The 14,025-nt window shown below is 49.9% G+C and carries 13 protein-coding genes and 1 pseudogene; 9 read left to right on the top strand and 5 right to left on the bottom strand.

The window, feature by feature from the left end; genetic code table 11:
• Nucleotides 1-23: 23 nt before the first annotated feature.
• The 5 genes and pseudogenes from WBL83_RS06190 to WBL83_RS06210 all read right to left on the bottom strand — a co-directional run.
• Entirely contained in the window at nt 24-1,064 is a 1,041-nt protein-coding gene (locus WBL83_RS06190; protein ID WP_424588326.1) for an NADP(H)-dependent aldo-keto reductase, read from the bottom strand.
• Nucleotides 1,065-1,331: 267 nt separating this feature from the next.
• Nucleotides 1,332-1,550: a YgdI/YgdR family lipoprotein gene (locus WBL83_RS06195; protein ID WP_064543789.1), complete on the bottom strand. Its 219-nt coding sequence runs from the start codon at nt 1,548-1,550 to the stop codon at nt 1,332-1,334.
• Between the two features lie 126 nt (nt 1,551-1,676).
• The gene (locus tag WBL83_RS06200; RefSeq protein ID WP_424588327.1) at nt 1,677-2,390 is read right to left on the bottom strand and encodes a TerC family protein; all 714 of its coding nucleotides are present in this window, start codon (nt 2,388-2,390) and stop codon (nt 1,677-1,679) included.
• 75 nt (nt 2,391-2,465) lie between these two features.
• On the bottom strand, nt 2,466-3,152 hold the full coding sequence (mutH, locus tag WBL83_RS06205; RefSeq protein WP_424588328.1) for a DNA mismatch repair endonuclease MutH: 687 nt from the start codon (nt 3,150-3,152) through the stop codon (nt 2,466-2,468).
• 137 nt (nt 3,153-3,289) lie between these two features.
• Nucleotides 3,290-3,385 (bottom strand): annotated as a pseudogene (locus WBL83_RS06210) (hypothetical protein); the annotation flags it as partial.
• Nucleotides 3,386-3,838: 453 nt separating this feature from the next.
• On the opposite strand from WBL83_RS06210, the gene rppH reads away from it, so the two are divergent.
• The 9 genes from rppH (at nt 3,839) to recC (ending at nt 13,880) form a co-directional block, all read left to right on the top strand.
• Nucleotides 3,839-4,369: an RNA pyrophosphohydrolase gene (gene rppH, locus WBL83_RS06215; RefSeq protein ID WP_120063229.1), complete on the top strand. Its 531-nt coding sequence runs from the start codon at nt 3,839-3,841 to the stop codon at nt 4,367-4,369.
• Between the two features lie 11 nt (nt 4,370-4,380).
• On the top strand, nt 4,381-6,627 hold the full coding sequence (ptsP, locus tag WBL83_RS06220; RefSeq protein WP_424588329.1) for a phosphoenolpyruvate--protein phosphotransferase: 2,247 nt from the start codon (nt 4,381-4,383) through the stop codon (nt 6,625-6,627).
• Nucleotides 6,628-6,858: 231 nt separating this feature from the next.
• Nucleotides 6,859-7,734 (top strand): prolipoprotein diacylglyceryl transferase, encoded by an 876-nt coding sequence (gene lgt / locus WBL83_RS06225; RefSeq protein ID WP_424588330.1) that lies wholly within the window; start codon nt 6,859-6,861, stop codon nt 7,732-7,734.
• 6 nt (nt 7,735-7,740) lie between these two features.
• Nucleotides 7,741-8,535, top strand: coding sequence for a thymidylate synthase (thyA, locus tag WBL83_RS06230; RefSeq protein ID WP_424588331.1), 795 nt, complete (start codon nt 7,741-7,743; stop codon nt 8,533-8,535).
• Between the two features lie 184 nt (nt 8,536-8,719).
• A complete protein-coding gene (locus tag WBL83_RS06235; protein ID WP_424588332.1) occupies nt 8,720-9,193 on the top strand; it encodes a prepilin peptidase-dependent protein in 474 nt (157 codons plus the stop codon).
• The gene (locus WBL83_RS06240; protein ID WP_424588333.1) at nt 9,184-9,744 is read left to right on the top strand and encodes a prepilin peptidase-dependent protein; all 561 of its coding nucleotides are present in this window, start codon (nt 9,184-9,186) and stop codon (nt 9,742-9,744) included. Before WBL83_RS06235 ends, WBL83_RS06240 begins: the two co-directional genes overlap by 10 nt.
• On the top strand, nt 9,741-10,175 hold the full coding sequence (locus tag WBL83_RS06245) for a DUF2509 family protein (RefSeq protein ID WP_424588334.1): 435 nt from the start codon (nt 9,741-9,743) through the stop codon (nt 10,173-10,175). Before WBL83_RS06240 ends, WBL83_RS06245 begins: the two co-directional genes overlap by 4 nt.
• Nucleotides 10,157-10,498, top strand: a complete 342-nt coding sequence (locus tag WBL83_RS06250) for a prepilin-type N-terminal cleavage/methylation domain-containing protein (protein ID WP_424588335.1) — start codon at nt 10,157-10,159, stop codon at nt 10,496-10,498. The genes WBL83_RS06245 and WBL83_RS06250 overlap by 19 nt, the downstream gene beginning before the upstream one ends.
• A gap of 7 nt (nt 10,499-10,505) precedes the next feature.
• Nucleotides 10,506-13,880, top strand: coding sequence for an exodeoxyribonuclease V subunit gamma (gene recC, locus WBL83_RS06255; RefSeq protein ID WP_424588336.1), 3,375 nt, complete (start codon nt 10,506-10,508; stop codon nt 13,878-13,880).
• The last annotated feature ends 145 nt before the right edge of the window (nt 13,881-14,025 follow it).

Below are 14,025 nucleotides of genomic sequence, written 5' to 3' on the forward strand. Positions count from 1 at the left end.
TTTTCGGAGAGGGGATAGATATATCAAGGTGCCGGATAAGTATAAACGCGGTTCACCGCTTCCAGTTCTTCAAGTACGTCTTCGCTCAAATCCAGATGCAAGCTTTCGAGGTTCGTTTTCAACTGCTCAAGCGTGGTTGCGCCTAACAGCGTGCTGGCAACAAAGGGCTGACGACGAACAAATGCCAACGCCATTTGTGCAGGATCGAGATTATGTCGCTTCGCCACATCGACATAAGCGGCGACTGCCTGTTGAGTTTGCTCACCGCTATAGCGCGTAAAACGGCTGAACAGCGTATTGCGCGCACCAGCAGGTTTGGCGCCGTTGAGATATTTACCGGTCAAGGTACCGAACCCCAGGCAGGAATAGGCCAGTAATTCCACGCCCTCGCGTTGAGTAATTTCTGCCAGACCCACTTCATAGCTGCGATTGACCAGGCTGTACGGGTTCTGGATGGTGACGATGCGCGGCAAATCATGTTTTTCTGCCAGTTGCAGATAACGCATTACGCCCCACGGCGTTTCATTGGAAACACCGATGTAGCGGATTTTACCGGCACGCTGGAACTCAGTGAGCGCTTCCAGCGTTTCAAGCAGCGTGACCGGTACGGCATTATCCGTCCACGTATAACCCAATTTGCCAAAACAATTAGTGGCGCGTTGCGGCCAGTGAACCTGGTAGAGATCGATATAGTCGGTTTGAAGACGCTTCAGGCTGGCATCCAGCGCATCACGAATATTTCTGCGATCCAGAATCTGGTTCGGGCGAATACCTGCGTCGTTATTGCGGCTTGGGCCGCTGACTTTGGTGGCAATAACCAGCTTCTCGCGATTACCGCGCTGTTTTAGCCAGTTGCCGACATAAGTTTCGGTTAACCCTTGTGTCTCCGGACGTGGCGGGACAGGGTACATTTCAGCGACATCAATGAGGTTTACGCCCTGATGGACGGCGTAATCAAGCTGTGCATGCGCGTCGGCTTCGCTGTTTTGCTCACCAAACGTCATGGTTCCCAGCCCTAGCGTACTTATTTCAAGAGAGCTGTGGGGGATACGGTGATATTGCATAGCCGCTTTCCTTATTCTTCTGACTTATCAGCCAGGCACAGGCCCGACAAAAAATGGACTAATACCATGGCAGAGGGGAAGCAAAAGCGGAAGAGGGATGTAAAGAAAAAGTGTTACAGGCCAGCGAGGCGCTGATAATCGCATCCCCAAAATATTTCAAGCTGCGGAAAGGCGGCAAAGGAGCGAATCCCAATGAGCTTACTCTGGTAAGTGATTTGGGTAAGTGAGAGCAGCCAACGCATCTGCAGCTTGAAAGATGATGGGGATTTAACGTTCAATGATTTGTGAAACATCATCGCGATTAATCTGCATCTCGTTGCCTTGCTGATCGCGATAGCTGACTAAACCAGTGTCGTCATCGACTTTGGGTTTACCGTCGGTCAGGATCATACGGCCATCTTTAGTCGCCATCACGTAATCGCTGCTGCAACCGGAAACCGCAAATGCCAGACCGACAGCGGAAATAAGAACTGCCCATTTTTTCATCGTTATTCGCCTCATGTGGTGTGGAATGACATATACAGTCTAGTAATAACTCGACTTGATGAAGATGATAAGCAGTAAATTCTTAAAAGAAACAGAGGGGAAGCGAGAAGACTTCCCCTGTGCGGGTTACAGCGGATTCTTTTTGTTGCGGATCAGGTTCAATGTTTCTACGGCAATTGAGAAGAACATCGCAAAGTAGATGTATCCTTTCGGCACGTGAACATCGAAGCCTTCCAGTATCAGCGTAAAGCCGACCAGCAACAGGAATGACAGTGCCAGCATTTTCACCGAAGGGTGGCGTTCAACAAAATCACCAATAGATTTTGCAGCGAACATCATCACCATCACCGCAATCACAACGGCTGCCATCATAATAAACAGATGATCGGACAGGCCAACGGCGGTAATGACCGAGTCCAGGCTGAAAATAATATCCAGCAGCATGATTTGCACAATAGCGCCGAAGAAAGAGTGAACATTGGTTTTTATGCTTTCTTCTTCGCCTTCAATGGACTCGTGGATCTCTTTGCTGGCTTTCCAAATTAAGAACAAGCCGCCTAAGGCCAAAATAAGGTCGCGCGCTGAGAAATCATGGCCCATTACGGAAAATAGTGGGTGAATTAAGTGCGTCATCCAGGCGATAGACGCCAGCAGAACCAGACGCATAATCATCGCAGCACCCAGACCCAGACGGCGTGCTTTGGCCTGTTGAGCTTTTGGCAGTTTCGCCACGACTAATGAGAGAAAAATGATATTGTCGATACCCAGAACGATTTCCAGAATCGTCAGGGTGCCCAGCGCCATCCACGCATTAGGATCGGTAATCCATGCAAACAACATTAAAAAATCCTGCCTGAAATTTATAAAACGCCAATTATAAACGCCAGCCCTGAATCGGGTGCAAGTTAAATGAAACTACAACGAGAAATGATTAGCCAGCAGAGCACCTGTAAAATTCTTTTTCAGATAGAAACCGCGCGGCAATGTCAGAATTGGCGCACCATCGGCACCTATCGCATCGGTTAATGCTTTGCTGTTGGCGGCTTTCGGACGTAATTGCAACACTTCGCCATGACGGGCAGTAATCCTTTCGACCTGTCCCAGCACAATCAAATCCATCAACTCTTCCCAGTCCAGACGTAGTTGCCGTTCTTCTTCTTCGGAAGGTGCCCACAATAATGGTGAGCCAATATGCCTTTCAGCGAGAGGGATTTGCCGCTCGCCTTCGACAGGGATCCATAGCACGCGTTTTAACTTATGACGCACATGGCTGGTTTCCCAAATCACACCCGTATTGCCTGTAAGCGGGGCGACACAGACAAAAGTGGTTTCCAGTGGGCGGCCCATTCTATCAACAGGGATCGTTTTTAACTCAATACCCAAAGCCGCGAAATCTTGCTCGGGTTTACTTCCGGCGCTGGCACCCAGCCACAATTCGAGCAAAACACCGATCCAACCTTTGTCGCGTTTAAGATCTTCTGGGATCGGCAAATTGGCTAACGCCGCTAATTCGCCTAGCGTATAGCCTGCCAGATTCTGGGCTTGAGCCAGTAAAATCTGTTCGTTTTCTGGAGGGGTAAGTAAAGGGCGAAGTGCTTCCATTGTGCCTGATTGCTGATCGGTTAAAAAATGAACGTGGTTTACCCACAAGATGGAAATAGTTTAGCGTGTCGGGGATAAGAATGACAATGTACTGATTTTGAATCCTTTTTTTCGCTAAAAATTATCATTTTTGAATTCTTCCAAAACCTTTTCCCATTCTGGTCACTGGCAATGAACAGGATCTTACACCGGGTTATCCACAGAAAAATGGGATAAGTGGTAAAAAAGCTCACTACTGGTTCGATTTACAGCCTTGACTGGGGGGTAAAACCCATTTTTTCACCAGTTTGTGACTAACTTGTTGGCACAATCTGTGGATAAAAACGTCATTGGTCGATCTTTCATCAGTGAGAGATCTTACTATGTGATGATCATCACACTACTGAGCGATGTACTATTTAATAACTCAATATATCTTTGAAAATGTTGAGCATTTTATTTTTGAGTCGTTTAGCAGTTTTAGAGTTATCCTAAGTTGTCCCGAGTGTATTAGGTAGTTCTTCACAGTTATATCCACAGAAAAAGTGAATAAACTCACCGGTCCAAACGGCCTGATGTTTATAACTCGGTCATATTTTGTGAGTTATTCAATTGTTATTCCTTCTGGCAACCGTTACACAGTGGTTTACCGTCTAGCGCTTGTATGAAACAATCGCCCTAATCTAAGTTTGTTTTGAGGTAGTCCGGTGATCGATGATGATGGCTACCGCCCGAATGTTGGTATCGTAATCTGTAATCGGCAGGGTCAAGTGATGTGGGCCAGGCGTTTTGGTCAACATTCCTGGCAGTTTCCGCAAGGTGGCATCAATCCTGGCGAATCCCCGGAACAGGCAATGTACCGGGAGCTTTTCGAGGAAGTGGGTTTACAGCGAAAAGATGTCCGAATACTCGCCTCGACCCGAAACTGGTTACGTTACAAGTTACCTAAACGTTTGGTGCGTTGGGACACAAAGCCGGTTTGTATCGGCCAGAAACAAAAATGGTTTCTCTTGCAGTTGATAACCAGCGATAACGATATCAATATGCAAACCAGCAGTACCCCAGAGTTTGATGGCTGGCGCTGGGTTAGCTACTGGTATCCGGTTCGCCAGGTCGTCTCCTTTAAACGCGATGTTTATCGTCGGGTGATGAAAGAGTTTGCAAGCGTCGTAATGCCGCTGCAGGAAGTTACGCCACCACGTAATAACGCGCCTGCTTGGCGACGTAAAAGAGGTTAAGTCACGCAAAAATGCTCACCCGTTTGCGAGAAATAGTCGAGAAGGTTGCCAGTGCTCCGCGCCTCAATGAGGCGCTGGATATTCTGGTTACAGATATCTGCCTTGCGATGGACACCGAGGTATGCTCGGTTTATCTCGCAGATCATGACCGACGCTGCTTTTACCTGATGGCGACGCGCGGCCTTAAAAAACCGCGTGGTCGCACAGTCACACTCGCATTTGATGAAGGCATTGTCGGGTTAGTCGGTCGTCTTGCAGAGCCGATAAACCTCGCTGATGCACAAAAGCATCCCAGCTTTAAATATGTTCCGGCAGTAAAAGAAGAACGTTTTCGAGCCTTCCTTGGGGTACCGATCATCCAGCGACGTCAATTGCTGGGTGTGCTGGTGGTGCAACAACGTGAGCACCGGCAATATGATGAAAGCGAGGAGTCCTTCCTCGTCACGCTCGCCACACAAATGGCAGCCATTCTCTCTCAATCACAGTTAGCCGCCTTATTTGGCCAGTACCGCCAGACACGTATCCGGGCATTACCAGCGTCTCCTGGCGTTGCGATTGCTGAAGGCTGGATGGACTCAACGCTCCCGTTGATGGAGCAAGTGTCTGAAGCTTCGACACTCGATACCACGCTTGAGCGAGAGCGTCTGACCGCGGCACTTGAAGAAGCATCCAACGAGTTTCGCCGTTATAGCAAACGCTTTGCAGCGGGCGCCCAGAAAGAAACGGCGGCTATCTTTGATCTCTATTCGCACCTGTTAACCGATGCTCGTCTGCGTCGCGAATTATTCCAGGAAGTGGATAAAGGCTCGGTAGCGGAATGGGCGGTTAAAAAAGTTATCGAAAAGTTTGCGGAGCAATTCGCAAGCCTGACTGACGGTTATCTTAAAGAACGCGCAGGTGATCTTCGTACCCTCGGCCAACGTCTGTTATTCCATCTCGATGACAACATTCAGAGCCCGAACACCTGGCCTGAGCGCTTTGTGTTGGTGGCTGATGAGTTGTCCGCAACGACCCTTGCTGAGCTTCCGCAAAACCGCCTGGTTGGCGTCGTGGTGCGCGATGGTGCTGCAAACTCGCACGCCGCAATCATGGTGCGTGCACTGGGCATCCCAACGGTCATGGGCGCGGATATCCAGCCTTCGGTACTGCATCGCCGTACCTTGGTTGTTGATGGCTACCGCGGTGAATTGCTGGTAGATCCGGAAACGGTGCTGTTGCAGGAATACCAGCGGCTCATTACCGAAGAGAACGAACTTAGCCGCCTGGTCGAGGACGACGTTGATAGCCCTGCTGCGTTAAAAAGCGGTGAGCGTGTGCAGGTCATGCTTAATGCCGGTCTGAGCCCTGAGCATGAACAACTGCTTGGCAGCCGCATCGATGGCATTGGTCTGTATCGCACCGAAATCCCGTTCATGCTGCAAAGTGGTTTCCCGTCTGAGGAAGAGCAGGTCGCCCAGTACCAGGGCATGTTGCAGATGTTTAACGACAAGCCCGTCACGCTGCGAACGCTGGATGTTGGCGCGGATAAACAACTGCCGTACATGCCAATCAGTGAGGAAAACCCGTGTCTTGGCTGGCGCGGTATCCGTATCACGCTTGACCAACCCGAGATTTTCCTGGTTCAGGTGCGAGCTATGCTGCGTGCCAATGCCGCCACTGGCAACCTGAGCATTTTGTTGCCGATGATCACCAGTATCGACGAGATAGATGAAGCACGTCGGCTGATTGACCGTGCCGGGCGCGAAGTAGAAGAAGTTCTCGGCTACGAATTACCCAAACTACGAATTGGCATCATGGTTGAAGTCCCATCCATGGTGTTCATGCTGGGACATCTTGCCAGCCGCGTTGACTTTATCTCTGTCGGCACGAATGACCTGACGCAGTATTTACTGGCGGTCGATCGTAACAACACGCGTGTCGCGAGCCTCTATGACAGCCTGCACCCGGCGATGCTGCGTGCATTAAATCATATCGCCAGAGAGGCTGAACGTAACGGTATCGACCTGTGCCTTTGCGGTGAAATGGCGGGCGACCCAATGTGTGTTGCGCTGCTGGTTGGCATGGGCTATCGCCATTTGTCGATGAACGGCCGTTCTGTGGCGCGTGTTAAATATTTGCTGCGCCACATTAGTCTGGAAGAGGTTCAATTGCTGGCCAGGCGTAGCCTTGAGGCCCAGTTGGCGACAGAAGTGCGCCATCAAGTCGCCTCCTTCATGGAACGGCGTGGCATGGGTGGGTTGATTCGCGGCGGACGTTAAGCCGTTCATTAGCAATTTAGTTCATTTTTCTCATTCCCAAATCATTCGAGTTGCAGTCAGCACAGCTGCAGCTTGAAGAATGAAGGGTATTACATATCTTTTACAACTTCCGCGACTTAACCCTGCTGCCCTTTATGCTATGATCCGCTGCTTTCGGAGCGCATCTGCACAGATGCGTACTTGCAACCCATCGTCGACTTTCGGTGGGGTAACAATGGTTTGTGGTGACAGATGAATAGTGGCTATCTGCATTTCCCTGAATTTGACCCGGTGATTTTTTCCATTGGGCCAGTCTCTTTGCACTGGTACGGAGTGATGTACCTGGTCGGTTTCGTGTTTGCCATGTGGCTTGCCGGTCGTCGTGCCAATAAACCAGGCAGCGGTTGGACGAAAGACGAAGTTGAAAACCTGTTGTATGCCGGCTTCCTCGGGGTATTCCTCGGTGGGCGTCTTGGTTACGTATTCTTCTACAACCTGCCTTCTTTCCTTGCGGATCCACTGTACCTGTTTAAAGTCTGGGATGGCGGTATGTCCTTCCACGGCGGTCTGGTCGGCGTTATCTGCGTGATGATTTGGTTCGCACGTCGAACTCGTCGCTCCTTCTTCCAGGTTGCTGATTTTATTGCCCCGCTGATTCCATTTGGCCTGGGCGCCGGTCGTCTTGGTAACTTCATCAATGGTGAGCTGTGGGGTCGCGTTGATCCTGACTTCCGTTGGGCGATGCTGTTCCCTGGTTCGCGCAGCGAAGATATCGGCCTGTTGGCAACGCACCCTGAATGGCAGTCGTTGTTTAATACTTACGGTGTCTTGCCACGTCATCCTTCTCAGCTTTACGAAATGGTGCTGGAAGGTATCGTACTGTTCATCATCCTGAATCTGTATATTCGTAAGCCACGTCCGATGGGTGCGGTGTCCGGCCTGTTCCTGATTGGCTACGGTGCATTCCGTATCATCGTTGAATTCTTCCGCCAGCCAGATGCTCAATTTACCGGTGCATGGGTACAGTACATCAGCATGGGGCAAATCCTCTCGATTCCGATGATTGTGGCCGGTGTGATAATGATGGTTTGGGCGTATCGTCGTCGTCCACAGCAACAGCTTTCGTGAGGAAACATGCAACAATATCTTGATTTGATGAAACATGTGTTGGAAAACGGCACACCAAAAGATGACCGTACCGGCACGGGTACGCTGTCGATTTTCGGTCATCAGATGCGCTTTAATCTGCAAGATGGTTTCCCTCTGGTTACCACTAAACGCTGTCATTTACGTTCCATCATTCATGAACTGCTGTGGTTCCTGAAAGGGGATACCAATGTCGCCTATCTGCATGAAAACAACGTCTCAATTTGGGACGAGTGGGCAGACGAAAATGGTGATCTTGGCCCTGTTTATGGTAAACAGTGGCGATCATGGGCAACCCCTGATGGCCGTCACATTGACCAGTTAACCACTGTGATTAACCAGCTTAAAAACGACCCAGATTCACGCCGCATCATTGTTTCAGCGTGGAATGTGGGTGAACTGGATAAAATGGCATTGGCTCCATGCCATGCGTTCTTCCAGTTCTACGTGGCTGACGGCAAGCTTTCTTGCCAGCTTTACCAGCGTTCATGCGACATCTTCCTGGGCCTGCCATTTAATATCGCTAGCTACGCATTGTTGGTGCATATGATGGCGCAGCAATGCTCCCTCGAAGTGGGTGACTTTGTCTGGACAGGTGGCGATACCCATTTGTACAGCAATCACCTGGAGCAAACGCGTTTGCAGTTAACCCGTGAACCGCGTGCTCTGCCAAAACTGGTCATCAAACGTAAACCTGAATCGCTGTTTGACTATCGTTTCGAAGATTTCGAAATTGAAGGCTACGATCCTCATCCGGCGATCAAAGCCCCTGTCGCTATCTAACGGCTGACAGCCTGCCATAACCGGTGCCATTTGTGCGCCGGTTTTTTTTGCCCGCGTAAAGCTATTGCGAGCCTCCTTCCAGCACTTCTGAAACGCATAGCAACAGCAAAACTTTCCTTCGAGACATCCCGAAAACCCAGCCTTCTTCAGTAGCGAAGAATTGGATGGCTGGCACACTGCTGCCATGAAAACGAAACAGCATGGATTCAGCTTGATAGAAATGATGGTGGTGATGGTTATTGTCGCCATGCTTAGCGCGGGCGGTGTTTATGGCTGGCAGCAATGGCAGCAACAGCAGCGCATGTCGATTACCACTCAACAGATTCGTCATTTGCTCGAACAGTTGCGCAGCGATGCCAACTGGCATAATCGCGACCATTTGCTCACGGTCAATCGCACAGGTAAGAAGTGGTGCCTGTCCAGCAAGCTAATTGATGCAAACCAGTGTTTGTCTGAAGGACGCTGGAGGATGCTTCAACCATTTGCGGATGTCGATATTGGCGAAGTTACGGCAGGCCTTGGATTTTATGGCCTGAGAAATACCGCCTGGCCGGGCCATATCACATTGCAAAGTGCGGCAGGAAAATGGCGCGTGGTGCTATCAGCCCAAGGGCGAATTCGAGTTTGTGAGGTTATCGGGAGTAACAAATGCAGCTAAACCAGCAGGGGTTTACTTTACTTGAAACGCTTATCGCGATGGCATTAAGTAGCATTGTGCTATTGGGGGCTGGTCGATTATTTCCGGTACTTCAGCGCGCGGTATTGCAGCAGTATCAGAAAGAGATAATACAAGAATCGCTATGGCAATTAGCATTCAGTTTGGGGAAGCAGTTGCAGCGTGCAGGCTATTGCCACGGAACTTGCTCAGGGCAGGGGCTAGTCTTGAGCGAAGGGGGAAAATGTGTGTTGTTGCAATGGGACAGCAATAGCAACGGGCGTTGGGAACCCACAAGCCATGCGCAAACTGAGCAGACAGGATTTCGACTTAACGGTACCGATCTGGAAGCTTCACGTGGAGCGAGCCATTGCGCAGGCGGCGGATGGGAAAAATTATCCGACCCAACAACGCTGGTTATACAGCAATTTAAGGTTACCCGTTTGGCTCGCCAGTCCATGTCTCCCTTGTTGATTATTGACCTTGCCGCAGTCTCTAAAAATGGTCAAAACCCAGTGTCACTGCGCCACACTGTCGTGGGATATAACCTGTGAGCAGGCAATCTGAACGGGGCAATATCACCCTGGGGTTTGTACTGTTGTTATTCGCAATGGGCATGTTAATGCTGAGTGGTTTACAACAGCAGTTAAGCCACCAACGATTCCTGGTCGCCAGCGAAGTCGATTTCCTTAAACAATATGCCAGTGCTGTTTCTGCTCAATCCTGGGGAAGCCAGTTAACGTGGCAATCTCAGCAGTCCTGGCAATGCCAGCAGCAGACCGGAAAGGGCTGGAAAAGTTGTGTGCGAGTGGTTGAAAAAAATGACGCCGTGATGGCAGCGTTCGCGATTGTAACAGGGCAAAAAATGCCGATGATTCTTTGGCAATGGGGAACACTGGACCACTCCCAGTGGCTATCAACCTCCCATGGCTGGCTGGATTTCTGCCCTTTTCATGAGGTGGAAAAATGTCAGCTTCCCCAATGAAATCATTTCAGCGCGGGTTTAGCCTGGTTGAAGTGCTGTGTGCGATGGCATTGTTTTCGGTGGTGATGCTGGCTTTGCTGGGCTATCACCGCGTTTTACAGCAAGGCTTTCAGTCACAGTGGCAATTTCGGCAACTTTGGCGACTCGCGTTGGAAATGAGTGAGCCAGAATCACCCTTACCGGCTGATGAATGGAAAGTCAGTCGGCAGCAGACATCGGCGGCTGGATGTGTCAGCATCAATGTTACGATTAAGAGTCCGGCAGGGCGAACTGGGCAACTGTCACGGTTACATTGTCTGCAAAAAGAGAAAAGTCAGGAGTAGCGATTCTATGTTGCGTGTTTACCATTCCAACCAGCTGGATGTGCTGGAAGCAATTATGGAATTTATTGTGGAACAGCAACCTTTATCGGATCCTTTCGAGCCCGAAGTGATATTGGTGCAAAGTACCGGTATGGCGCAGTGGCTACAAATGACGCTGGCGCAAAAATTCGGTATCGCGGCCAATATTAGTTTCCCGCTTCCGGCGAGCTTTATATGGGATATGTTTGTGCGCGTGTTGCCGAATATCCCGGAGCAGAGTGCTTTCAATAAGCAAAGCATGAGCTGGAAGTTAATGACGCTCATCCCGACAATGTTGGAACAGCCAGAGTTTGCACTGCTTAAGCAGTATCTTGATGAAGATGAAAATGGCCGAAAACTTTCTCAGCTCGCTTCAAGAATTGCTGACCTTTATGACCAATATTTAGTTTATCGCCCAGAGTGGCTAAGCCGCTGGGAAAAGGGTGAAATTGTCGACAATGTGGGCGAAGCCCAATTGTGGCAGGCTCCGCTATGGGCTGCGTTGGTCCGCCATACGCAAGAACTTGGGCAGCCAGAATGGCACCGCGCAAATCTCTACCAGCGTTTCATTAAAACCCTTGAATCAAGCAATGATTGCCCGCCTGGTTTGCCTTCCCGCGTCTTTATTTGTGGGATTTCTGCGCTACCACCGGTTTACCTTCAGGCACTGCAAGCATTAGGTAAACACATTGATGTGCACTTACTGTTTACCAACCCTTGCCGGTATTACTGGGGGGATATTAAAGATCCGGCTTACCTTGCCCGGTTAATCAGCCGCAGCAGACGTAAACACACTCAGGAAGACATAACGCTTCCGTTATTTAAAGACAGTAATACTGCTTCTGCACTGTTCAACGACGACGGTGAACAGGATATTGGCAATCCTTTGCTGGCGTCGTGGGGAAAATTAGGACGTGACTACACGTACTTGTTAGCCGAACTGCAACATTTTGAAGAGATTGACGTTTTCGTTGATATCGAACCCAATAATTTACTGCGCAATTTACAGTACGATTTGCTGGAACTACAAAACAATGCGATTACGGGGCTTACCCTGGAAGAGTTTGAACACAGCCATAATAAACGCGTTCTTTCACCGGAAGATTATTCCGTCACCTTCCATGAGTGCCATAGCCCTCAACGCGAAGTAGAAGTGCTGCATGATCAGTTGTTGGCGATGTTGGATGCAGATCCCACCCTTACGCCGCGCGACATCATCGTGATGGTGGCCGATATCGACAGCTACAGTCCGTTTATCCAGGCCGTATTCGGCAATGCCGTCGGCGAACGGCGCTTACCGTTTGCGATCTCTGACCGACGGGCAAGGCAAGCGCACCCGGCTTTACAAGCATTTATCTCCTTACTTTCACTACCTGATAGCCGCTTTGCTGCGCAGGATGTGCTTGCTTTACTTGAGGTTCCCGCACTGGCGGCCCGCTTCTCAATTAATGAAGAAGGGCTGCGCTATCTACGTACGTGGGTAAATGAATCAGGGATCCGTTGGGGCATTGATGACGACAACGTACGTGAACTGGACCTTCCGGCGACAGGGCAGCATACCTGGCGCTTTGGTTTAACGCGTATGTTATTGGGCTACGCAATGGATAGCCAGGCAGGAGAGTGGCAGTCAATCCTTCCTTATGATGAGTCTAGTGGCTTAATTGCTGAGCTCGTAGGGCAACTGGCCGAGCTGTTAATGCAGTTGAATAAGTGGCGCCACGAGCTTTCGGTAGCGCGCCCGCTGGCGGATTGGACCACCGTTTGCCGTGACATGTTAGCGAGCTTCTTCCTGCCTGATACGGAAACAGAAGGTGCGTTGGCGCTGATTGAACAGCAGTGGCAAGAGATCATCAAATATGGTCTTGAATCGCATTACGAGGAGAATATCTCCTTAATTTTATTACGTGACGACCTGGCGCAGCGGCTGGATCAAGAGCGTATCAGCCAACGTTTCCTCGCTGGGCCGATCAATTTCTGCACCCTGATGCCGATGCGTTCTATTCCCTTCAAAGTGGTTTGCTTGCTGGGTATGAATGATGGCGTGTACCCACGCGCTTTGGCGCCGCTTGGGTTTGATTTAATGAGTCAGAAACCTCAGCGTGGTGACCGTAGCCGTCGCGATGACGACCGCTACTTGTTCCTTGAGGCGCTTAACTCAGCACAAATGCGCTTCTATATCAGTTATATCGGGCGTTCTATTCAGGACAACAGCCAGCGCTATCCTTCTGTATTGGTTGAGGAACTCCTGGATTACATCGCACAAAGCCATTGTCTGCCGCAGGACTTAGAACAAACGTGTGATGACAGCAGCGAGCGCGTGAAAAAATATCTGGTTCAGCAGCATAACCGCACCCCATTTGAGTCGGGGAATTTCATCCCCGGTGTCACGACACAAAGTTATGCAAGGGAATGGCTGCCAGCTGCCAGCGAGCAAGGGAGCCCGCAGGTGCCATTTATTCAACCCTTGCAGGAAGTTGAGCACGACGTCATTACATTGGATCAGCTGCAACGCTTCTGGCGACATCCTGTTCGTGCCTTTTTCCAGATGCGTCTGGGCATCAATTTCCGTCTTGAAGAAATCGATCTCCCTGATGCTGAGCCTTTCACATTGGATAGCCTGGAGCGTTTCCAGATGAATCAGGAATTATTGAATACCCTGGTTCAGGAAGGCGATACACAGCAGCTTTTTCGCCGTTATCGGGCGGCAGGTGTCCTGCCATATGGCGCTTTCGGTGAAATTTTATGGGAAAGCCAGTTAACAGAAATGGAAGAGCTGGCACAAAAAGTGAGAACCGAGCGACAAAATGGCAATAGCCAGGAAGTGTCGTTGCTCATCGACGGAACCAGTCTGGAAGGGTGGTTGTCGGATGTGCAGCAAGATGGCCTGCTGCGCTGGCGGCCTTCAATTCTTAACCCTGCACATGGTTTGCAGTTGTGGATTGAACATGTGGTTTGGTGTGCGATGGGCGGAAGCGGTGAAAGTCGTCTGTACGGACGGGATTCTACCGAGTGGAAATTCCCATCGCTTAGTGCAGATCAGGCAAAAAACTATCTCCAGCAACTTATTGATGGTTATCGCAAAGGATTAGTGCAGCCTCTTCTCCTCCTCCCAATAAGTGGGGGGGCGTGGATAAAAGCCTGTTACGAACCGGCGAATGATGCCATTTTATGGGATGAACAAACGCAACTGAAAGCCAAAAGTAAATTATTGGCTGCCTGGGAAGGGAATCAAAGAGTCGAAGGTGAAGGGGCTGATATGTGGCTACAACGCCTGTATCGAACACTGGAACCTGACTACTACGAGGCCATCATCACCGAGGCTGAGCGTTACTTGTTGCCAATATTTCGGTTCAATAAAGCTTAAAAAATAGTATAAAAATTGCACAATCCGGTAGGTTCATCTATGATGCGCAACTTGCTCAGGATTGGCGAAAAAAGCATCAATAAAAATAACAAATTTGTTTGAAAGTTGTTAATGATGAGTGAGTTATACCCTTAGTGCTTCAAAT

The sequence above is a fragment of the Buttiauxella sp. genome (assembly GCF_049686335.1).
Taxonomy (GTDB): domain Bacteria; phylum Pseudomonadota; class Gammaproteobacteria; order Enterobacterales; family Enterobacteriaceae; genus Buttiauxella.

What these genes read in the sequence shown, in the direction of transcription:
- WBL83_RS06190 (WP_424588326.1), bottom strand. Translation starts at nt 1,064, where the DNA reads ATGCAATATCACCGTATCCCCCACAGCTCTCTTGAAATAAGTACGCTA.
- WBL83_RS06195 (WP_064543789.1), bottom strand. Translation starts at nt 1,550, where the DNA reads ATGAAAAAATGGGCAGTTCTTATTTCCGCTGTCGGTCTGGCATTTGCG.
- WBL83_RS06200 (WP_424588327.1), bottom strand. Translation starts at nt 2,390, where the DNA reads ATGTTGTTTGCATGGATTACCGATCCTAATGCGTGGATGGCGCTGGGC.
- mutH (WP_424588328.1), bottom strand. Translation starts at nt 3,152, where the DNA reads ATGGAAGCACTTCGCCCTTTACTTACCCCTCCAGAAAACGAACAGATT.
- ptsP (WP_424588329.1), top strand. Translation starts at nt 4,381, where the DNA reads ATGCTCACCCGTTTGCGAGAAATAGTCGAGAAGGTTGCCAGTGCTCCG.
- lgt (WP_424588330.1), top strand. Translation starts at nt 6,859, where the DNA reads ATGAATAGTGGCTATCTGCATTTCCCTGAATTTGACCCGGTGATTTTT.
- thyA (WP_424588331.1), top strand. Translation starts at nt 7,741, where the DNA reads ATGCAACAATATCTTGATTTGATGAAACATGTGTTGGAAAACGGCACA.
- WBL83_RS06235 (WP_424588332.1), top strand. Translation starts at nt 8,720, where the DNA reads ATGAAAACGAAACAGCATGGATTCAGCTTGATAGAAATGATGGTGGTG.
- WBL83_RS06240 (WP_424588333.1), top strand. Translation starts at nt 9,184, where the DNA reads ATGCAGCTAAACCAGCAGGGGTTTACTTTACTTGAAACGCTTATCGCG.
- WBL83_RS06250 (WP_424588335.1), top strand. Translation starts at nt 10,157, where the DNA reads ATGTCAGCTTCCCCAATGAAATCATTTCAGCGCGGGTTTAGCCTGGTT.
- recC (WP_424588336.1), top strand. Translation starts at nt 10,506, where the DNA reads ATGTTGCGTGTTTACCATTCCAACCAGCTGGATGTGCTGGAAGCAATT.